Below are 19543 nucleotides of genomic sequence, written 5' to 3'. Positions count from 1 at the left end.
CGCTCCGGATGAATATGATGATCTCATATCAGGAACTTGTTCGCACCTTCCCTAATATTCACTGATACTCAGACCGGACAAACGAATTTTATCAGAAACTTCCCTGAACTGCTCTTTCCAACCATTTGTCAAATGTCTTTGTGACGCGATTTTGCAGGCGACGCTGAACGGTGTTCTCCCCAGTTTCTCGGAAAGCCAGAAAAGATGCTTACCAATATCATCATTCGGGACGCCATCGAGCGCATCCAGTAATAAAGTTTCCTCTTCAGCCACCCAGGCCTGGCGGGCATTCGGAAAGCGTGGGTCAGGTACAGGTGCCTGTTTCTCTTCCTTCGGTTTCGACGATGCCGGTATCGCGGGCTTTTTCATGCCGACGCGCGCTTTCATGGCGCCGATGGCGGCGACGGCCAGTACCAGCGTTTCACGCTCCTTGCGCGTGAGCAGGCTGTCCTCACAAATCAGGGTGTTCAGGTTATCGATCAGCGTATTCAGTCTGGGTTCAGTGACTTTCATTTTATGCTCCTGTTCCTTGTGTGGTGGCGATCAGTCCCGGCTCTCATTCACCTGGACGGTGACCGGCAGGCCTGCATCAAAACAGGCCTGATACCAGCTGGCCACCTGCAGGGGATCGCCCTCTTTTATCCGGCGTATGCCGCCGGCATCCGTCAGCTGCAGGCAGGTGGTACCGTCCAGACGGATCACGTAGGCCGCTTCCCGCAGGAAGTAACGGCCATCACCCAGCTGCAGCTCCACCGCGTCGCCGGCAGCCATCTGGCGTAACGGCAGACGCCGGACGTCTGTCAGCCGTTGTCGTGCCGTTTCAGCCTTGGTAGAGCGGTTCTGCAATGCCGCGACCGGCCTTCGTCAGCTCGACGGCCAGCTGCAGGTTCGGAGCGCGCAGGGTGCGCAGCCAGCCCGCGGCTTCCATGCGCCTGCAGGAGGCGCGCAGGTTCGGCCCGTACACCGGGGCGTCGCCGCCCTGCTCCAGCACCCGCTCAATATCAAGTACTGAAGCGGTCTGGATCTCCTCGGATATATGTTCGAACTGAAGGGAGAAAGCTACAGGAAAAAGACGGCAAAGGCAGTAACCAGCGCGACTTAACGTCGCACTAAAGGATGCGGCCAGAATAGTTGGCGCCAGTCGGCAAAACTAGTTGACGTCTAATACCTGCGGAGCAGTTTTATTTACTGGCAGCCTGAATAATCGACAACGCGAGGCTTTACTGACTTACCTCCGTTAATGCGACAGAGCCCGTTTGGCTGTTTCTAATTCCTCAATGCGTTTTGCGGTGAGATCGCTCTGCTGCTGATGCTCGTTTTTTCGCTGTTTCAGGAAAGCGTCTACTGGTTCGAAAATCTCATTCACCACCTCGCGAATCACCCCCTGCCACGCCTGTTTCAGCCCATCCATCAGCGTGGCGGCGGTGTCTTCTGCGGCTTCTCGACGGCGACGTCTTGCCTGTCTTAATTTTTCATTTTCATTCACGGCCTGATAAATGTTCCAGGCTCCCACGCCCAGAGCAATGGCAGGGCCTGCTAAGCGTCCTGCCGTAGCGGCCCAGCGCTCGATGGTTCTTTTCCCAATCCCTTTAAACAGATTTGGCAACAGATCTTTGGCAATCACTAACCCTTTTTTGGCGCCTGCTTCGGCAAGGGCATTCACATCCAGTTTGTCGCTGTGGCCCATCACCTGCTTCAAGCCCTGTTTCCAGGCAGATTCCTCGTCTTCACTCTGGAAAGCTTTTACGTCGGGACTTTCGGCCTGAGCCTGCCGCATCTCGGCGACCTGCAAGGTTTCACCAATGTCCTCCAGCTTGCGCTGCGTTTTGGGCAGTTCACTTTCCAGTAATGCCTGCTGTTGCTGGAAAATCTTATCTGAAACCACTTCCAGTTCACGGCTGAGATCCGCTTCAAAGACGTGCTTAGAGCGGCAGTTTTCCAGCAGGTCATCAATGGTGCCTGCTAGGACATGCTGATGCTTCTGAATGTTTTTCTCTAAATGATCATGGAGTTGCAGGCTCAGGCGCTCGCACTCACTCTCTACGCGCAGTCTGGCGTCCTGCAAGGCCTCGCTTTCCGGACTGGCGGCGATTTTCGCGAGCGAGAGCAGGGCGGTATCAATGGCCTGACGCAGGTCGCTGTAACAGGTATCGAGCACGCTGTACTGATCGGTTTCCTGCAAAAATTGCGACAGTTGCTCTTCCAGCAAGGTGATCCCGCTTGAGTTGATTAGTCCTGACTTCTGCTCAAGCCTTCCCTTGAGTGCCGAACGGGCATTCACCAGATGAATACTGACTTTGCTGAGTATATCGTCGATCTGTTCCTCGTCGGCGGCATACTGAAGCCGCTGTCTGAGCTGATCGACAAGATGAATATATTCATGTGATTCAGGTTTGAGGCCGGTTTTATTGTTGACGATCAGCATGACCCGTCGCTCTTTTTCGACCAACGAGATCAGCGCCTGCCAGGTCGATTGCTCCTCGACCGCGCCTCCCGTGGCGACGACGAACAACACGACATCGGATTCGCGCAAATGCGCTTCCGTCACTTGCTGATGTTCTTGCGGAGCATCGATGCCCGGCGTGTCATACAGCGTATAGCCGCGCCACTGATAGCCCGTCACCTGATCGGTCATGGGCCTGTCTGCCATCTCAGCATCAGCCCGGCCCATTAATGCGTTCAGCAAGGTGCTTTTTCCGGCGTTATAGACGCCGTAAACCATAATCACTGGCTGCAATTGCTCGCTTTTCGTCATCAGGCGTTTGCCCAGCAAGGCCGCTTCACCCGCAGGTAAACCCACTTCGAGCGTCTCCTGGCAGTGATGGTAAACATCAAAAACGTGTTGATAATCAGGCAGGTTCATTGTTAAGCAACTCCTTTGTCAGGGCCAGATGCTGGCTACGTAATTCCAGTTGTAATGACGTCAGAGCAGTATGGATCTCTGTCACCCAGGCTTTGATATCGCCATAGAAGGCGTTCTCCAGCATGACCGTTACCGCGCCCAGCTCGCGTTCAGCCCGCTGGCTTAACACTTTGCGGGTTTTTAACGCCACCTCCACGCGGTTATCGCCGACTTCGATATCTTCATATTCGGTTGAATTGAAATTCTCTCCAATTTTGCCGCCACCGTAGCCGCCCACCATGCCACCAAGTAAACCGCCGATGCCGGCACCGATAGCCGTTCCAATACCCGGAATGATGCTTCCCGCGAAGGCACCGATCGCCGTGCCGACGGCCGCCCCGCCGGCTTTACCGACGTTTTCCCCCAGACGTGAGTTAAAAGCGATGCGCTCTGTACGCTTTTCAAAACCCGGTATCGCCTCGTCAATCACATCCAGTTGATTGAGGTTAAGCGTCAACTGGTCGAAGCCCTGCTGAACCTGTTCAAGCAGCGCCGTTTTGCTGGTCGCGATCTCATCTTCCCACACTCTGGCGCAGTGCGACAGGTACTGGCGGTTATCCATCGCGTAACGTTCAATCAGACGTTCGATTTTTGGCTTAAGCCGCTCCTCCAGCTCAAGACAGAGGCGTTCACACTCCTGATGCAGTTTTTGCGCGGCGTCATCCAGTCCGGCGGACACTTCATTCAACAGCGCGATGATCTCATCGCCACTGCGGGTCAGGTAATCGCAAACATTTTTGTGGTTAATCAGCGGGGTACGTTGTTTCATCCTGATGCCATCGGACTGCGCGATCCGAGCAACGGTTTCGGCAAACGTCTCTAAACCGCTCTCCTGCCAGCGCGCGTTGCGCTCAGTTTCTGCGCCTTGTCGCGCATACTCGACCGAGATGGATTGCACCGTGACGCCAACTTTATGGCTGTCCACCAGAGCAGAAAGCGACTCGCTGACATAGTTTTCCTGATCGACGCGATCGGCATCTGACTTCATGATCAGTTGAGAAACGGGATTACCTTCATCATCTTCATCTTCATCGATAATGTCGCTGGCCGGGATTAGCACCATCATCGGCTTGTTCTTCTCAACAACTTCGCGCATCACCTCCAGATCGCTTTTCCTGCCGGGGCTGCTGGAACTGGTCAGATAGATGATAAGGTCGGCGGCATCGCTGTACTCCTGCGCCAGCCTACCATTCTCAGCGGTCACCGAGTGAATTCCGGGCGAATCAATCCAGGTCAGTCCAGGCAGGGTGAAACCCTGAATAGCGCTGGTAGTTTCCGATACGCCGACGGAAAAGTGTTGCTGGCGTGCCATTTTTTCTGCCGACATCTTTTCTGTTGTACCGCTATCAACTTCACAAAAGAAGGCGGGTTTCGGTTCGACTTGGCTTTTCAGCGCTGCATCCGGGCAGGGATGGCCCCAGGCAATAAAATTGCCAAAGGAGGATTTACCGGCTTTGACTTTACCGTAAACGTAGACCATCAACGCATCATCAAACTTCTGACGAAAAATGTTTTTTCGTTGATAGCTGAGCATCTCCCCGACCTGAAGACGCAGCATCTCACGCAGCTGCGCAGTGTGGTCTTCAACAAACTGCAAAAAGGGATGGTCACGTCGGAGTGCGCTGTTGGCCCAGGGATCACGCTGTTGCGTGTCGGTGAGCGCCGCCAGCAGCGGGCTGATTAGCGCTTCGTACTGTTTGATCCTGTTGCCTGTGGCGCTAAAGCCTTCTGCCACCTGCGAAAACACGGCGAGCAGTTCATTACGATTGGCGGGTGAGGTAATCATTGATCCATCTCCTCAGAAAGACGCTGACTGAGTGCGAGCAGCTCCGCCATCTCTCCCTGCAACTGATGAATATGCATCTGCACCTCACTGTCGTTGCCGACATATTCCAGATCCGGTAACAGCGCCCGCAGTTTCGAGAAACTGTTATTCACCGTCGCCGGGGTGCTCAACGCATTTTCGAGATTGAACGCCGTCAGCGTGTGCCAGTCATCGGGCTGGGTGCGTTTCAGAAAAGCGGGATGATCGGCCAGCAGCCTCTTCAGGCCTTTGCGGGCATCCTGAACCAATGCCGCCTGGTTCAACTCCCGGTTACGCCTCTGCTCTTTTTCCAGCGCTTCGCGAGCCGCCGTTTCACGGCTGTTGCCGGTGTCAGATGAAGAAGATGAACTGCTGCTGTCTGAGGCGGCAACGGCTGTAATCACTGCGCCTACAACAGGAATAAGTAACCACCACATCGTTATTTCCTTAAATGTCAGATTTATTCTCATCAGGGATACGCTGACGCAGGGCGTTTAGCAGCTGTTTTGCTGCCTTGCGAAACGCCTTCTCCTCTTCTTTATGTTGCAGCATTAGTGCGCTCAACTTCTCTTCGCGCTGAGCAAGAGCCTCAGTGATAGCACCCTTGAGCATGATGTCGAGATGAACTTTTTCCAGCGCCCGCCCTGAGACGAGCGATGCATTGGCCCTACTGACACGGGTGGTGATGGCTGCCAGCAACTGCGGAATACCGCTGCGCTGAACCAGCCTAGGCTTATTCGTCAGCGTACCTTTAATAAAACGCGGGCTTGAGGTGACAAACAGCGGCAACTGTTCGGCAAAACGCGTGGAGAGAATCCGCGTAATGGAATCAATGCTCTCTTGCTGATGGGTTTCCACACTGTCAGCGTGGGTGAGCACCACAATCAATCGCTGCGGCAGAGCGGGGATATGGCGCATCAGCGTATCAAGAAAATCGAGTTCCACCTGCTCAAGCGTGCCGGTGCGCAGGGTATGGGCAAAAAGAACCGAATCCGCACGCAATATGCCACGCAAGGCGGTGTGATCATCGCTGTCACTGGCATCAATGCCTGGCGTGTCGAGCCAGTCAATGTTTTCCGTGGTCATTGACTGTACGTCTGCCGTGGTGCGACTCGCGCCGGTGGCGAAATACTCCTGTTCCAGGTGTCCGGTCAGCATATTCAGTAATGCGCTTTTCCCTGCATTCATCAGGCCGCAAATGGCAACCTGATGGGATGCTGAGGTCTGTCTGATACTTTCCCAACGCAGGTAGTGCTCAGCGAATGAAGGATCTTCTCTCTGCATCAGCGTCAGTCCGTCAATATTCCCCATTGTGAATCCTTGTGGTTGGCTCAACTTTTTTCTCTGTCAGTAACAAACTGGCAAACTAATCTTTGTCATGCGCTCTCTTTAACGGAGAGAAGTTCGGCGCACTGTCCAGCACCGACTGAATAAGTTCTTTATGCAGAGCATGATCCTGCAGCGCACTGGCGGAGAAGGGATTGCCGTGCAACTGTGCACGCAGGTTGTCCCAGCGCTGACTCAGTACCTGCCAGTTTTGTTCGTCATAGGTGCCTTTGAAAATCACCGGGCAGAAATCAATCGTGGGCAAGAAGTCGCCATGTTGGACTGACCCCACGCCCGTAGACAAATTCTGTCCTCACGACGAGACCAGCTCAAAGGCCTCTGGACTGACGCCACCGAGATGACTGGGTTCTGTCATATTAACGGAGGCAATGCCAGCAAAATCTGGCGTTGTCGATTATTCAGGCTACCAGTAAATAAAACTGTTCCGCAGGTGACATTCCATCACCTGCCGGATGTTGATATTGTCCTTTGCGTATCATGTGGAGCAATTCAATGCCGGCCAGAATGGCCTGTGCCCGGCGAAACGATTTAAATCCCAGCATCGGGCGTATTCGACGTTTGATATTTCGATCATCTTGCTCAACCAGGTTGTTCAGATACTTGCTTTGCCTGATGGTAATCGTTTCCTCATCGGGTTTGCCGGCGTTGAGCGTGGCCAACGCTGCGGTGTTGGCGCCACTTTTATCGATAGTGACCACTTCCGGTTCGCCGTGATGGCGAATCGCCTTGCAAAAGAAGCGTAAGGCGGCAGCAGAGTCCCGTCTGGCGGTCAGCAAAAAGTCGATGGTGTGCCCTGATGTATCGACCGCGCGATACAGATACTTCCACTAGCCTTTAATTATGTGTAGGTTTCATCCATTCGCCATCGACGACCTACCGCCCGTTTATGCCGACGAAACACAGTATCCAACAATGGTACCAGACGGATAACTCAGCGGTGAAGCGTGGAGTGGTCAACATGAAGACCACATTCCGCGATCATCTCTTCGAGATCACGCAGACTCAGTGAGTAAACCAGATACCAGCGGACACACTGAGCAATAACGTCGACGGGATCGTGCAGACGTTTGAAGGTATTTCGGATCAGAGACATTAACTGTAACTATCGGCAACATTACAAAAAAACAGCATGTTATCTGACGCGGCCTTAATGCGACAGAGCCTAAACGGCACCCGTACAACACCCGGATATATTGTACGTACAGCGTACGGCTTTAGTTGACACTGGTTACGAAGCATGCAAAACTATGTGGGTAGCTAAAGAAAGTTAGCTAAAAATTTAAATTCAATAAAACACGATTAAATTACTTAAATATCAATCATATATACTTATTCATGTCATCTACTATAAAAGGAAATTCTATGTCTATCAAAGCGACTTCTATTAATTCAGCTGGTAATGAGTCAATCAAACAGTCACGTGAAAATTATTTAAATATCAATCACATAATATGTAACAGTCAGATGAATGGAAACAGTAGGGCCATACGTCTTCTTATAGAAACCAACACAAAAGGAAATTTACGATGATCATTAATTGTGGAGGTATATAACTGAATTTTTTAATAAAAAAATTGTTCGTGGAGAATACATGATGAGAAACACCAATGTGACTGGTGGTTCCGCAAGCCTGGCTTTGGCTGGAGCCAAAGACACACGTGTCGAGCTGAGAACCAGCGCCGACATAAAAGAGAAGTTGAAAGAAGCAGCCTCGCTGGTTGGGGTGGATATGAGTGCGTTTATTTTGATGGCTGCTACACGCGCAGCTCAGCAGGCGCTAGATGAACAGCGAATGCGAGTGCTCAGCGAACAGGAGTGGAATCATCTAAACGACATCATTAATTCACCTCGTCAGCCGGGAGAGAAACTCCGTGCGCTAATGACAAGGGAAACAAGGTATGTCCGAGATTACTAATGAGCAGTTCCGCGTAATAAAGGCTGATTCCGATGTAGAAATCACCGGGATTAAGCAGTTCGATTGTGGCGAAAAAGTGCTGAATGGTTATTTACAGCAGTTAAAGCGCCAGTGTGGCCGTGACAACATCCACGGGTTATTGCTTCTTAAAGGCGATAAAGTTGTAGGGTTTGTGACGGCCTCTTTGTATCAGTTGGGCCGCGATGAAGTTCCTGATGGAACATTCCCATATTCGGTACCACCTGTGTTTGCGGTGATGAAAATCCCAATGATTGCCATCGATAAGCAATACCAAAGGCAGGGCTGGGGTGAAGAGTTGTTGCGCGCTATTCTCGATTACTGCGTCGAGAGCGCTGCATTTGTGAAGGGCATTAAAGGGGTTTACCTTGATGCTAAAGTTGGTGCAAGGGCTTTTTACGAAAGCTTCGATTTTGAAGCTACGCGTGAAGAGGTCTCTGCCAACGATACAATCCCAATGTTCATTTCAATGGACACGTTACGGGAAGCTAAAGAACTGGAAAAAAGCGCCTGATGGCCTTTTTACAGATCACAGTGGTGAAGCCATAGCAGTGTGGCTTCACAGCGACTCACTCATCGCTGTTTGAGTGACCTCATGGATTTGCTTCTCCCTTAGGTCAGGTGATGATGAGCCAAAAGCAGACAGCGTTTGCGATAACCACCCAATGGGTGGTTATCGCGTTTTTGGGGTTCCGAGCCTGTACCCTACACAACCCCTGAAAGGTTTTGTGGAATAAATCAGATTTGGGATAAGCATCCCCATAGCCGGTTGCTGATGTCAGGCAATACGCTCGCTTTCTGGCATTCCTGCCTTCGTCATTATGCTCAGCGCACGTATCATGGTCAGAGCCTTTGCAACCTGTCCATCCTAGTCCCGCAGCGTCAGTGAACCACCGAACAGCTGCTTCACGCTATCGGATGATATTTTAAACGGCGATCCGATGACATTAAATTTTAATTTAAACAATGAATTAAATCCTTAACGTACGTTTCCGTTCCATTGGCCCTCAGACCCCTTAGATGGCTTTAAGCCACAACATGCCGTATTTTTGCTCACGGGCTTCGAACGCCTGACGGCCTCCCTCAAGCACATCGCATATTGCCTTGCGCATGCTGTTTGGCGCATCATGATCTCCGTATTCAAGCGCCCCGCTACGGTAACTGATGACTTCATCATTATTAGTGGCGATGATGACCTGCTCAGCATCACAGTTCACCACCAGGTTGGCGTTATGCGTCACGATAATGACCTGCCTGTACTGTTTTATTTTTCTGAAGAGAGGTACCAGACTGTGCATGATGAAGTCATTGTCTAGGTCATCTTCTGGCTGATCGAATACAAATGGCGATCCGAAGGCGTCCGTCGCCAGTTTAAGGCAGACATAGAAGGTCCCCCGTTGACCGGCTGACAGTTTTTCGACCGTTTTGCCTTTGTATTCAAATTCCGCCCTGACGTTCAGATAGCGCTGGATCTGCTCCGGACTGAACAGATAACTGAGTAGTGAATCCGGTCCCTGACTGTTAAAATATTCATCACGCCAGAAGAACTCTTCGACGGTCAGTTTTTTGTCCGAAAATTCCGGCAGAACCAGCATGGGTTCATTTGCCTGCAGTGCCCGAAACTCATCAATACCGCTGACCCTGAACACCTCCCGAAGCCTGTCAACAGAGGTCAGCTCCCCGCTAGCCCTGAATCGTCCTCGGTTCAGACAACTGAGCATTCCATCATAAAAGGCCTTTATATCAAAGTGTGGCTGTCCATAAATGCGGATATCCGTAAGAATGTCTTTTATCAGGGCCTGCTGGTCCTGCGTCAGATGTGGTTTTTTGGTTAGCGACGCGAAAGCCGTATCGATCACACCCTGTCTGGACAGCAATCCATCCATGAATTCAGCCGCAACCTTGGCGCGTTGTTCCAGTCCGGTCTGGTACTGTGTCTCTCGACGCGCTATTTCACGCAAATGCGTTTCCGCAAGCTCCGTTTGACGCTGATATTCATGTACTTTTTCCAGCAACCCTGTGATGTCCTGTCCCAGTCCCTGCTCACGGAAAGCGCCAATAATCTCGTCGTTATCACGCCCGAACTGTGCCGTCTGCTCCTGCACGGATAGAAGCCTGCGCGCAACAGCCTCTGTCTGTGCTGACAGATCTACGAGCGGGATCGCTTCTTGAGCGGTAGAGTCAGCATTAATAGCCGCTATGCTGGCATTCAGGTTATGTTCGGCCGTCGCAATGTCCGCACGCACACCCGTTAATTTATCCCGCATCTGAACCAGCAATGTCTGACGCCGGCTGTTTTCACGAAACGTCTCAATCAATGCCTTATTGCGGTCACTTGTGAGAACCTCAATTTTTTCCTGAGCGCCTCTGATGATCTGCTGCTGAAACTCACGCGTATTCACCGGCTCTGAATGCTCATTCCTGTACAAACTGAATTCACGCCAGGCACGCCAGGCGCTGAGGTTTTCTGCCAGTTGTGTGGCCGTATCACCCGCCTCATGAACCGGTGTCAGCCTCAGCATTTTCTTGATCTCATCACTGATGAGCCCCGGCTCCTGGCAGAGTTTTTTGATTTCCCCCTGAGACACATGCAGATACTCATACCCTTCTGAACGGGCATCAAATCGTATCTTCTCACCATTGGCTTTATCCAATTCAATACTTAGATACTGAACATTCACTTCACGTTGCTCGCTTCCCCGTGCCGCGGTACCGGCAAAGCGGGAACGGAGCGCATCAAGCAGCAGGCTTTTACCTGTGCCCCGGCCGCCAATAATCGCCACCATATCCTGACTAAGGGGGATGGACAGCTTCCTGAAGCTGATTTCCTGGCCATCAAAAATCGTCCCTTCAATATCGATCTGACTGAAATGCGCTTTTGGCGTGAGCTCAGTCAGCCACTCATCCCCGAGCCTCAGTCGGCCTTCAGGCTCCAGTAACGCTTGGCGAAGCCCCTCGAAGGTCGGAAGCGCCTTTACCCAAGTGTAACGGCTGCCGATATCCTCCACCCGGTGTGCATCGGAGCAGAGGAAGACGGGTTTGACGCCAGCATCGTCATAACGATTCGTTTTCATAAAAAATTCACGATCGCCCTTTCCGCCGAAAATAATATGTCCCTGACGGTCGATCTCGGTTGCGATTGCCGCAGAGCGCCCATTTGCGTCGGGTCGATAACCGCCATACCCGTTCGGACAGACGGCCACTAGGTAATCCCTGAACGGGCGGAATGCGGAACTGAGATGCTCAAGCAGTGCACTGAACGCCACCACAATGGTATCCACACCATGGCCGCTTTCCATGACGCTCTTTTCACAGCAGTAAATGGCCTTTCTGTCGCCGTCTGTTAACCGGAGCGGAAAACGGGCTAGGGCTTCGTTAATACGTTCGGTGCTCACCTTATCTGAAAAAAGGATATGGACATTAATAAAATCCCCGGCCTTGTTCTGTTGATCAAGGCGGAATTCCACATTTCCCAGCACGGTTATATTGAGACCCTGACGGGCAATCTCTTCCCTGATCGTTTCCAGCTCATTCTGCCGGAAATAAAAATAGTTGGTCACGGCGACAAGAGAAAGTTGCTTTTCTCCGAGTAGATGTACATAGCGCTCTATATCACACTGGTCGGAGTAACCATTGGCCTGCCACGTCATCGGACTGTGAATATGTAAATCCCATTTATTCCATTCTGAACCTTTCACAGACGATCCTTTATAATGAGAATATTTCCCTTATAATAATGAGGATTTCGTTATGTTGCCATTTTATTTCACTATGCCTTCATGAATGCCACTGGCAGTGAAGATTATGGCTTTAAATGCAATAATTCTTATCTTCTTCCTCTGAGATCCGAAAAAAGGCAAAGCCGGATGCTAACTATCTGAGGAGAAGGTGACTATGTGTTTACGCTGAAAGTCAGGCAACCTGAATGGTTTATCGTGATGTGCTCCGGCATACGTAAATCCTATACCGGAGCTAAGGAGGGATTACTCCTGAAGGTGCAGCTCCTTCAGATTCGTTTCAAAGTAATCAACATAAATTTGCTCATTTTTGGGTTTCATTATCAGCTGAATACCGTTGGGAACGGGCGGACATGAAGCCCGGTAAGCGAACATCTCATCCTGGATATTCCGGAGCGTATAACCCAGTTGCTCTTCTTCTGCCCTTCCGGAAACCCTGATGCCGGATAATTCCTTCTCAACGTATTTTTTCAGCTTCTCGCTTCTTTTCATACTGCTGCGATTATCCAGAAACTGAAGCAAGAAATAGCGGATGACCGGCAATGTGAACACTACATAGAAAAGGATCTCATTCAGCCCAGATTTCATGGCGATGCCGTAAACAAGCATCGCGACAGGCGAGACAATGAATGCTGAAAGATAAAACACGTGCAGCACCTCCCTTAGCGATTTGTCCCAGCCGAGGTTTTTTCCGTGGCACAGGAGCGCCATTACGGCCTGCGGCGCGTCATACACCTTATTGACGTACCATCCCTCTTCACCAAATCGCTTTCGTGCTTTTTCCGGACTGTCTCTGAAATATGCCGCTGCCCGTATGATGTCATCCCGTGGGATCTCCTCCACCTTCAGTTCATTGCGACGGATGCCAAGTACCCGGCAGTCGTACATTTCCTGGATTGAGGCAGCCTTCCTGCGCAGTGCTGAGATGTGTCCACTGATGGCAATGTTAAAGGTAAGTACCAGAAGTCCATACAACCCCAACAGTGAAGACAACAGCTCTGAATCGACAAATCCCCGGCTCCGGTTGTATACGGTAACGAGCGAAAGCAGGAGCGGCACGATGATGCTGAAGAGAAAATTCAGCCTGTTCCAGTTTTTTACCCTGTCGTAGACACGGGCCTGCGCATACAGTAAATCCAGGTTTTCTCTGGTCGACTGGTTCGTGTAAATGGCATTCATGGTTCACCCGTAAACAGGAAAGGACGGCCCGAACACGTCGCGCCATTTATTGATGGATTTTTCATACTCTTTATTATCTTCAAACCGTCTCGCCTCCGATGCCTTCTGCGCATCGAGATAACATCTGTCCGATATCGCCTTACGAGCCTCGGCTGAAAGAGAGTTGATATCCCCCTGTATGCCTTTGGGATCGTTGACGGAGTACTGTACGAAAAGACCAAGATGGCGGAAAAGCGATTCCAGCTCCATATCGACAAACGATAAGCAGGATGTCCTGACGGCGTAATAGTCCAGAATCAGCGTCTCCAGCAGGTAGGAACTCATGGAAGGCATCGTCGGTCGCCGCTGCCAGTATTTAACTGCTCTGATGACATTGAGCACATTGCCGTCATTCTGCACATTGATAGTTGTGACTCTGTCCCTGTCTTTGCGGGGGTCGGTAAACTTCCAGTGGCCGTTGCCGTCGGGGATCAGATAGTAAGTCCGTCCAAAGGCATCTTCGCTCGTAATAAAGCAGGGTACGATGTCAAAATTCCAGTCCTTGCTGACCAGCTTAAGCGTGACGGCTTCCTGGTTACGCCTGATATCAGCCTGGGCATACTGGGCAACATCCTGCAGACGGCTTTTAAAGGCATTCAGAATTCTGACGGAGCAGACGGTGTCTGCCCCGGAATGGCGGTAACGGTGCAGACGTGAACCCTCTCCGGAGGAGGTTACAGTTACCCGGTCACTCAGGATGGTATAGGTGGCACCTTGCCCGGTTAAGCCAAACATCAGATCGATATCATCAAGCGGACGAATTTTGGTTCTTCTTGCGAATGAACCGAAAGCAATGTGGATCCCGGGATAACTCACCGGAAAAACCTCGTCGTTTTCAAAATCATTAATCTTACCGATTAGCCAGTCGCGACTTGCACGCGCGTCATCGGTGTCTGCCTTTTCGAGATTCACGGTATCTTTCATAAATTCGTTAAAGGCAGCTATTACTGTGGTCGCCATGTTCAGTCCTTTAATTTTTTCATACAAAACGCGCAGGGCTCTGCCGTAAACCTGAACACCTCAGTACCCCGGAAGAGTCGGTACATTTTATTCTTATTACCGCAAGTTCAAAACCGCCTCGCTCTCTACAAGGGCATATAATTTACACGGGAAATAAGAACCTCACTCTTTTATTGATAATTATGTAAATCGTTTAAGTTATTGATGCAAATTAAGCAATAATGCAATTATATTAAAAATCTATACTTAATGTTGCATTATCAGCACAGATCCTGCTGTATTCCACCTGAGATCCGGAAATTGTAATATTCCGGCTCCGCGTACTTGAAACACATCAAGCGGATCTGTTGTTACGCTTAGAACAGAGGAGATTTAATGACTATCCAATGGTATCCGTGCCACTCTCCATTGACTGTTTGAAAATGGGCATATTCGCTTTTATTCTGGCCGCCAAACTACGCAGAGAAGTTGGATTGCCGGATTCTGTCCATCTGAGAGGTAAGCAGGCAGCGTTTGGCAGACTTAGAAGTCAGCGTAAAAAATATTGGCACAGAAATGTACTGGAAGTGAAGAATGCCAAGAAGAATGCCCAATTGTTTGGAGAATTATGATAGTAAAGGCAGGAGGTAATGGTCATGACGAGTCTTATTTCTCATACATCCCATAATTTGCCAGTACAGCTACCGGTGTCTATTGACTACCCTGCTGCTCTGGCGCTCCGGCAGATGGCTCTTGTTCATGACGAACTCCCCAAATACATGCTGGCGCCGGAAGTTAGCGCACTACTCCACTACGTCCCGGATCTTCATCGCAAGATGCTTCTGGCGACGCTCTGGAACACAGGCGCACGCATTAACGAGGCGCTGGCGCTGACAAGAGGGGATTTTTCGCTGACGCCACCGTATCCGTTCGTGCAGCTGGCCACACTCAAGCAGCGCACCGAGAAAGCGGCCAGAACAGCCGGTCGTGCCCCTGCAGGCAGTCAGGCCCACCGTCTGGTGCCTCTCTCCGATCACCAGTACGTCAGCCAGCTGCAGATGATGGTGGCCACCCTGAAAATTCCGCTCGAGCGACGTAATAAGCGTACCGGCAGAACCGAAAAGGCGCGTATCTGGGAGGTCACTGACCGGACGGTACGGACCTGGCTGAATGAAGCAGTGGAGAATGCGGCCGCTGACGGGGTGTCATTCTCTGTGCCGGTCACACCGCACACGTTCCGGCACAGTTATGCGATGCACATGCTGTATGCCGGCATTCCGCTGAAGGTCCTGCAGAGCCTGATGGGCCACAAGTCAGTGAGCTCAACGGAGGTCTACACGAAGGTGTTTGCGCTCGATGTGGCGGCACGTCACCGGGTTCAGTTCCAGATGCCGGGGACCGAGGCGGTGGCGATGCTGAAAGAACGAATTTAACGGCTACAGGCTGACGCGCAGCAGGCTTGTCCAACCCCTTGTCTGTCCAGAAGCGAGTTCTGAACAGACAAGGGGTTCAGAATGAAATGCCGGGTAGGTACTTTGCCTCATCCGGGCAGTAAATGCGTTATCAGGAGGGATGAATCAGTGGCGGATCTGCGCCAGGTCGTCTTCAGTCAGACCGGTCATTTTCATCACGGTACTGCGGTCAATGCCGCTCCTGAGCATGGTACGGGCAACTTCCAGCTTGCCTTCCAGTTTGCCTTCCAGTTTTCCTTCATTGCGGCCTTTTTCAATACCACGTTGTTCACCTAGTTGGATGCCCTGCTCGAGCCCCTGCTCGATTCCCTGCTGGATACCCTTCTCAATACCTTTCTGCTCAAGCTGCTGTGCGATGGTCATAAGTGCGTCCCCGTGTTGCGGCACACGCAGTGCCAGTTCGCGTACAAAGGCTTCGGCGTCGGCTGTTTCGCCTGCCTGCACGATATAGTGTACCAGTGATATGACCTGGGATGAAGACAGGTATCCGGCCAGCAAAATGGGCGCCAGACGGTCAACCAGTTCAGCGAGGTCGCGCTGATGAATATGTTTCTGCAGTAAAGTCAGGGCGGCCATACTGCGGTGGCCGGCGATGTCATCATCCGGAATAACGGTCACATCAACCAGCGGGAAAGCGTTGCTGTAGAGGTTGCCTGCCAGCACGGGGTCGTCAAACTCATCCAGCCAGCGGGTGGAGTACGGATAGGGGCTGCGTTTACCTGTATAGAAAAGGACCGGTATCACCAGGGGCAACTTCTTATGGCCCGCTTCCAGATGGCGCTGCATGGCGGCTACCGCGTAACGTATCAGGCGAAACGCCATGTGCCTGTCCGGCGACGACTGGTGCTCAATAAGCACGTGAACGTAGCCGTCGCCGCCGGCGGTTTTCAGGCTATAGAGAACGTCGCTGAAATACTGGCGGAGGTCATCCTCAACAAACGAGCCGGATTCCAGCTTCAGCGTCGTGAGGTCACAGATGGCACGCAGTTCTGCCGGGAGGTGCAGCTCCATAAAATCCCGGGCTATTTCCGGCTGCGTCAGGAACTGCCTGAATGTCGCATCGTGGGGTGTGGGCGTGGTGGTTTTCTTTTTCATCGGTCCATGCTCTGAAAATAACGTTGTCATAATATCACAGGCAAAAAATGCTAACATTCGCGTGGAGGGGACTTTCTGTTTCTTCCGGGGGGGGCAGTGCCGGGGTGGTTCTGTCCCCCTCTCCTCTTCCCTGGCATACCATTCACTCTACAGTTACAGACGTCTCTGAAGATATTTAAGTGGTCTTGCCGTTTATGGCCTCACATATCTGGTCACATCAGTCCGGAGGCGGAGGAAGCTCCCGGTATCGTTGACGTATACCCTAATGTTACATATTGGCGAGCGATCTAGGATTGGTTAATAAAAAAGCCAGGGAATCCTGGCTCTTGGGTGAGCTGGTTGTTAGAAGAACCAGCGAATTAACTCTAAAAGCACAATGAGCGCTTTCAGAGCCTGGATGACTTTTGTAAGAGTCTCCATTTTCTCTCCTTTTCTGGAGAGTAGAACACCGAATGAACCCTTCCACTCTGTCATTCGGTTTTTAATCTTTAATGTCAGTTAAAGATAGTTCCACTCAGGTAATGGTACTGACTCAGCACCACCTGTTAGTCAGCCAGAGTCTAATCAATGTGTTAGCTGGCTCTTGTAAATCAGATTGATCAGAGTAAAGAGTGGGGGGTATCATTCAACCGTCAGTTAAAGATAGTTCCATTCCAGATCTGAGTACCAGCTTAGTTTTGGATGTAAAAAAGCCCGATCACCAGTCGGGCTTTTTTACATCTAAACCCGCCTGAAGTCTTATCATCCGCTGCCTTGACCCCAATTATGGGTTAATTTATTACTGTAACGCATTCCTAATAATCGCGATTTTATTGATTCAGAACAAAGTAAAAATGTCAGAGTACAAGTGAAGGGCGCTTGCGCTAAATGTAAATTTATACGATTAAAAAAAGATCATTTTTACTACTAACAGTTATTTCTGTTCTTAGTCATTCATCTGAACGAGCTCTTGAAACAGTCATCGTCTGGTCGCATTAAACCGTAAGCGGAGGAAGAACCCATAACCTAATGTTATCGTTCGAAGCGGTAGGCTATGAGATCTCAAACCTCAACATTTAGTTTTATACTCATTTGAGCTTTTGAGCTTTTGAGCTTTTGAGCTTTTGAACTTTTGAGCTTTTGAGCTTTTGAGTTTATGTGTGTTTTTGCTTTTGCTCATATTAATATAATGGTAGACTCAAAAACTCATAGGAGTAATTGAGTAAAAACACAAGTGGGGTTATGAGTATGAAGGTTGTTTCTTTCCTTAATCCGAAGGGTGGCTCAGGTAAAACCACCGCAGTTATTAACGTTAGTACAGCAATGGCTCGTGCAGGATACAACATCGCCGTTGTGGATACAGATCCACAGATGAGTCTGACTAACTGGAGTAAATCAGGCAAAGCCGCATTCGATGTGTTCACGGCTGCGTCTGAGAAAGATGTTTATGGCATCAGGAAAGATCTTGCTGGATACGACTTTGCCATAGTTGATGGCGCCGGTTCGCTTTCTGTAATTACTTCTGCTGCAGTAATGGTCAGCGATTTAGTTATCATTCCGGTTACTCCAAGCCCACTTGATTTTTCCGCAGCGGGAAGCGTTGTCACAGTCCTTGAAGCTCAGGCATATAGCCGGAAAGTAGAAGCTCGTTTTCTCATAACTCGAAAAATCGAGCAGGCAACCATGCTAAATGTTTTAAAAGAAAGCATTAAAGACACTGGTGTCAAACCATTCCGAACGGCAATTACTCAACGCCAAATTTATGTTAAGTCAATTCTGGATGGTGACAGTGTATTTGAATCTAATGATGGGGCCGCTAAAGGTGAAGTGGAAATCCTTACAAAAGAAATAGTTAAAGTTTTTGAGTAATTACACTTTTACTTATAAACTCAAATGAGTAAATGAAAAGGGGGAGTCTATGGCTCTTGAAAAGGCCCATAGTGGTAGTAAAAAAATGACCTTTGGTGAGAATAGAGATCTTGAAAGAGTGGTCGCTACTCCAGCTTCATCAGGTAAGAGCAAGCGTGTTAACGTCAATTTTGATGAGGTGAAACATACCAGATTTAAAGCTGCTTGCGCGAGAAATGGAACTTCAATAACGGATGTGATTAGCAAGCTTGTAGATGACTGGCTTAAAGAAAATGAATAATTGAGATTTAAGCAGTGATAGAATTTCACTGCTTAAATGAAGTCAATGCCGGGTGATGCCGCTGACGTCTTGTTCGGGCAGTAAAGCGTGTCCAGTGGGTGTCATCAGTTTCTCTGTTGCCAGATTGCCGTAATAAGGCTCGTTGATGGCGAACGGCGACGTTTTAATGAAAGCCGAGATATGCCGGCAGTACTGGTGCTCTCCGCGCAGCTTCTCTGCTGCGCGTTCTGCATGCTGGCAGACGGCCTGACGCATGGCTTCATACGTTGTGACGCGTTCTCCGAAAGAACGACTGCAGACAATCTGCTGTTTGGGCGGGGGCGCTTCTTCCAGCGAGATGCACGGCTCTCCGTTCAGTTCACGAACCGTTCTCTCCAGTACCACATTGAAGTTTTTCCGGATGAAGGTCGGATTCGCGCGCGCCAGCTGCAGCGCGTTGGTGATACCCATTGTCCCCAGCGTCTTCGAAATTCTCCGGCCCACGCCCCAGATTTCTTCCACCGGCTGCAGTGAGAGCAGTTTCTCCGTCCGGCGGGGATTGCCCGGGGTCAGGGCCAGCACGCCACCAAATTGCGGCCATTCTTTTGAAGCCCACTGGGCTGACTTCGCCTGCGTTTTGGTAGGGCCCATACCGACACCGATGGTGAGTCCCGTACCGTTGCCAACATGGACACGCAGCTGCTGGCCGAAGTCTTCAAAGTCAATGCAGCTGTTGATGCCCCGGATATCCAGAAACATTTCATCGATTGAATACTGTTCCACGCGTGGCGCCAGCTCTTCCAGATGAGTCATCACCCTGGCGGACATCGAGGCGTACAGCTCATAGTTACTGGAGAACACGTGCAGCTTCTCAGGGAACTGCGCGTCCTTCAGCCGGAACCACGGCACCCCCATTTGAATACCAAGACGTTTCGCTTATATGTTATTTGGAATTGACTATCCTTAGGTTGTGCTTTCTGACTCGGAAG

15 protein-coding genes and 4 pseudogenes are annotated in these 19543 nt (G+C 50.5%); 5 read left to right on the top strand and 14 right to left on the bottom strand.

Annotated features, from left to right (window positions below; all coding sequences use genetic code 11):
- Nucleotides 1–51: 51 nt before the first annotated feature.
- The 8 genes and pseudogenes from QVF11_RS09355 to QVF11_RS09320 all read right to left on the bottom strand — a co-directional run bounded on the left by QVF11_RS09355 (nt 52) and on the right by QVF11_RS09320 (nt 7146).
- Complete coding sequence (locus tag QVF11_RS09355) at nt 52–513, bottom strand: hypothetical protein (protein WP_020805464.1); 462 nt, start codon at nt 511–513, stop codon at nt 52–54.
- A gap of 30 nt (nt 514–543) precedes the next feature.
- A pseudogene (locus tag QVF11_RS09350) lies at nt 544–1036 on the bottom strand (hypothetical protein).
- Nucleotides 1037–1237: 201 nt separating this feature from the next.
- Nucleotides 1238–2863, bottom strand: a complete 1626-nt coding sequence (locus tag QVF11_RS09345; RefSeq protein WP_020804893.1) for a GTPase — start codon at nt 2861–2863, stop codon at nt 1238–1240.
- Nucleotides 2850–4688, bottom strand: coding sequence for a dynamin family protein (locus tag QVF11_RS09340; RefSeq protein ID WP_020804891.1), 1839 nt, complete (start codon nt 4686–4688; stop codon nt 2850–2852). The genes QVF11_RS09345 and QVF11_RS09340 overlap by 14 nt, the downstream gene beginning before the upstream one ends.
- Nucleotides 4685–5143 (bottom strand): hypothetical protein, encoded by a 459-nt coding sequence (locus tag QVF11_RS09335; RefSeq protein ID WP_020804892.1) that lies wholly within the window; start codon nt 5141–5143, stop codon nt 4685–4687. Before QVF11_RS09335 ends, QVF11_RS09340 begins: the two co-directional genes overlap by 4 nt.
- Before the next feature lie 10 nt (nt 5144–5153).
- Nucleotides 5154–6017, bottom strand: a complete 864-nt coding sequence (locus QVF11_RS09330; RefSeq protein WP_020804894.1) for a GTPase — start codon at nt 6015–6017, stop codon at nt 5154–5156.
- A gap of 55 nt (nt 6018–6072) precedes the next feature.
- Complete coding sequence (locus QVF11_RS09325; RefSeq protein WP_223878977.1) at nt 6073–6297, bottom strand: hypothetical protein; 225 nt, start codon at nt 6295–6297, stop codon at nt 6073–6075.
- A gap of 154 nt (nt 6298–6451) precedes the next feature.
- Nucleotides 6452–7146, bottom strand: a pseudogene (locus tag QVF11_RS09320) (IS6 family transposase).
- 498 nt (nt 7147–7644) lie between these two features.
- Between QVF11_RS09320 and QVF11_RS09315 the strand changes: the two are divergent.
- Both QVF11_RS09315 and QVF11_RS09310 read left to right on the top strand, forming a co-directional pair.
- Nucleotides 7645–7968 carry a type II toxin-antitoxin system TacA family antitoxin gene (locus QVF11_RS09315; protein WP_017900603.1) on the top strand — a complete coding sequence of 108 codons (324 nt, stop codon included), beginning with the start codon at nt 7645–7647 and terminating at the stop codon, nt 7966–7968.
- Nucleotides 7952–8500, top strand: coding sequence for a GNAT family N-acetyltransferase (locus QVF11_RS09310; protein ID WP_017900604.1), 549 nt, complete (start codon nt 7952–7954; stop codon nt 8498–8500). Before QVF11_RS09315 ends, QVF11_RS09310 begins: the two co-directional genes overlap by 17 nt.
- A 264-nt stretch (nt 8501–8764) precedes the next feature.
- On the opposite strand, the pseudogene QVF11_RS09305 reads toward QVF11_RS09310, so the two are convergent.
- The 4 genes and pseudogenes from QVF11_RS09305 to QVF11_RS09290 form a co-directional block, all read right to left on the bottom strand.
- Nucleotides 8765–8896: pseudogene (locus tag QVF11_RS09305) on the bottom strand (IS5/IS1182 family transposase); the annotation flags it as partial.
- A gap of 106 nt (nt 8897–9002) precedes the next feature.
- Complete coding sequence (locus QVF11_RS09300; protein WP_032744126.1) at nt 9003–11684, bottom strand: TrlF family AAA-like ATPase; 2682 nt, start codon at nt 11682–11684, stop codon at nt 9003–9005.
- A gap of 285 nt (nt 11685–11969) precedes the next feature.
- On the bottom strand, nt 11970–12902 hold the full coding sequence (locus tag QVF11_RS09295) for an S-4TM family putative pore-forming effector (RefSeq protein WP_020805035.1): 933 nt from the start codon (nt 12900–12902) through the stop codon (nt 11970–11972).
- A gap of 3 nt (nt 12903–12905) precedes the next feature.
- A complete protein-coding gene (locus tag QVF11_RS09290) occupies nt 12906–13901 on the bottom strand; it encodes a nucleotidyltransferase family protein (RefSeq protein ID WP_032744124.1) in 996 nt (331 codons plus the stop codon).
- Nucleotides 13902–14536: 635 nt separating this feature from the next.
- Here QVF11_RS09290 and QVF11_RS09285 point away from each other — a divergent pair.
- Nucleotides 14537–15313 (top strand): site-specific integrase, encoded by a 777-nt coding sequence (locus QVF11_RS09285; RefSeq protein ID WP_287856496.1) that lies wholly within the window; start codon nt 14537–14539, stop codon nt 15311–15313.
- 144 nt (nt 15314–15457) lie between these two features.
- Here QVF11_RS09285 and QVF11_RS09280 read toward each other — a convergent pair whose 3' ends face one another.
- Nucleotides 15458–16447, bottom strand: coding sequence for an Rpn family recombination-promoting nuclease/putative transposase (locus tag QVF11_RS09280; protein WP_020804955.1), 990 nt, complete (start codon nt 16445–16447; stop codon nt 15458–15460).
- 1227 nt (nt 16448–17674) lie between these two features.
- Between QVF11_RS09280 and QVF11_RS09275 the strand changes: the two genes are divergently transcribed.
- The gene (locus tag QVF11_RS09275; RefSeq protein WP_064392575.1) at nt 17675–18295 is read left to right on the top strand and encodes a ParA family protein; all 621 of its coding nucleotides are present in this window, start codon (nt 17675–17677) and stop codon (nt 18293–18295) included.
- 49 nt (nt 18296–18344) lie between these two features.
- Nucleotides 18345–18575, top strand: coding sequence for a plasmid partition protein ParG (locus tag QVF11_RS09270; RefSeq protein WP_032743917.1), 231 nt, complete (start codon nt 18345–18347; stop codon nt 18573–18575).
- Between the two features lie 93 nt (nt 18576–18668).
- Here the strand turns inward: QVF11_RS09270 and umuC are convergent.
- Nucleotides 18669–19490 (bottom strand): annotated as a pseudogene (umuC, locus tag QVF11_RS09265) (translesion error-prone DNA polymerase V subunit UmuC); the annotation flags it as partial.
- Nucleotides 19491–19543: the final 53 nt, after the last annotated feature.

The sequence above is a fragment of the Klebsiella sp. genome, from assembly GCF_027492335.1.
Taxonomy (GTDB): domain Bacteria; phylum Pseudomonadota; class Gammaproteobacteria; order Enterobacterales; family Enterobacteriaceae; genus Klebsiella; species Klebsiella huaxiensis.
The sequence above is the reverse complement of the archived record's forward strand: the minus strand, read 5'-3'. Positions and strand labels throughout refer to the sequence as shown.

Excerpts from the sequence above, each read along its gene's own strand:
- QVF11_RS09355 (WP_020805464.1), bottom strand. The coding sequence starts at position 513 with ATGAAAGTCACTGAACCCAGACTGAATACGCTGATCGATAACCTGAAC.
- QVF11_RS09345 (WP_020804893.1), bottom strand. The coding sequence starts at position 2,863 with ATGAACCTGCCTGATTATCAACACGTTTTTGATGTTTACCATCACTGC.
- QVF11_RS09340 (WP_020804891.1), bottom strand. The coding sequence starts at position 4,688 with ATGATTACCTCACCCGCCAATCGTAATGAACTGCTCGCCGTGTTTTCG.
- QVF11_RS09335 (WP_020804892.1), bottom strand. The coding sequence starts at position 5,143 with ATGTGGTGGTTACTTATTCCTGTTGTAGGCGCAGTGATTACAGCCGTT.
- QVF11_RS09330 (WP_020804894.1), bottom strand. The coding sequence starts at position 6,017 with ATGGGGAATATTGACGGACTGACGCTGATGCAGAGAGAAGATCCTTCA.
- QVF11_RS09315 (WP_017900603.1), top strand. The coding sequence starts at position 7,645 with ATGATGAGAAACACCAATGTGACTGGTGGTTCCGCAAGCCTGGCTTTG.
- QVF11_RS09310 (WP_017900604.1), top strand. The coding sequence starts at position 7,952 with ATGTCCGAGATTACTAATGAGCAGTTCCGCGTAATAAAGGCTGATTCC.
- QVF11_RS09295 (WP_020805035.1), bottom strand. The coding sequence starts at position 12,902 with ATGAATGCCATTTACACGAACCAGTCGACCAGAGAAAACCTGGATTTA.
- QVF11_RS09290 (WP_032744124.1), bottom strand. The coding sequence starts at position 13,901 with ATGGCGACCACAGTAATAGCTGCCTTTAACGAATTTATGAAAGATACC.
- QVF11_RS09285 (WP_287856496.1), top strand. The coding sequence starts at position 14,537 with ATGACGAGTCTTATTTCTCATACATCCCATAATTTGCCAGTACAGCTA.
- QVF11_RS09280 (WP_020804955.1), bottom strand. The coding sequence starts at position 16,447 with ATGAAAAAGAAAACCACCACGCCCACACCCCACGATGCGACATTCAGG.
- QVF11_RS09275 (WP_064392575.1), top strand. The coding sequence starts at position 17,675 with ATGAAGGTTGTTTCTTTCCTTAATCCGAAGGGTGGCTCAGGTAAAACC.
- QVF11_RS09270 (WP_032743917.1), top strand. The coding sequence starts at position 18,345 with ATGGCTCTTGAAAAGGCCCATAGTGGTAGTAAAAAAATGACCTTTGGT.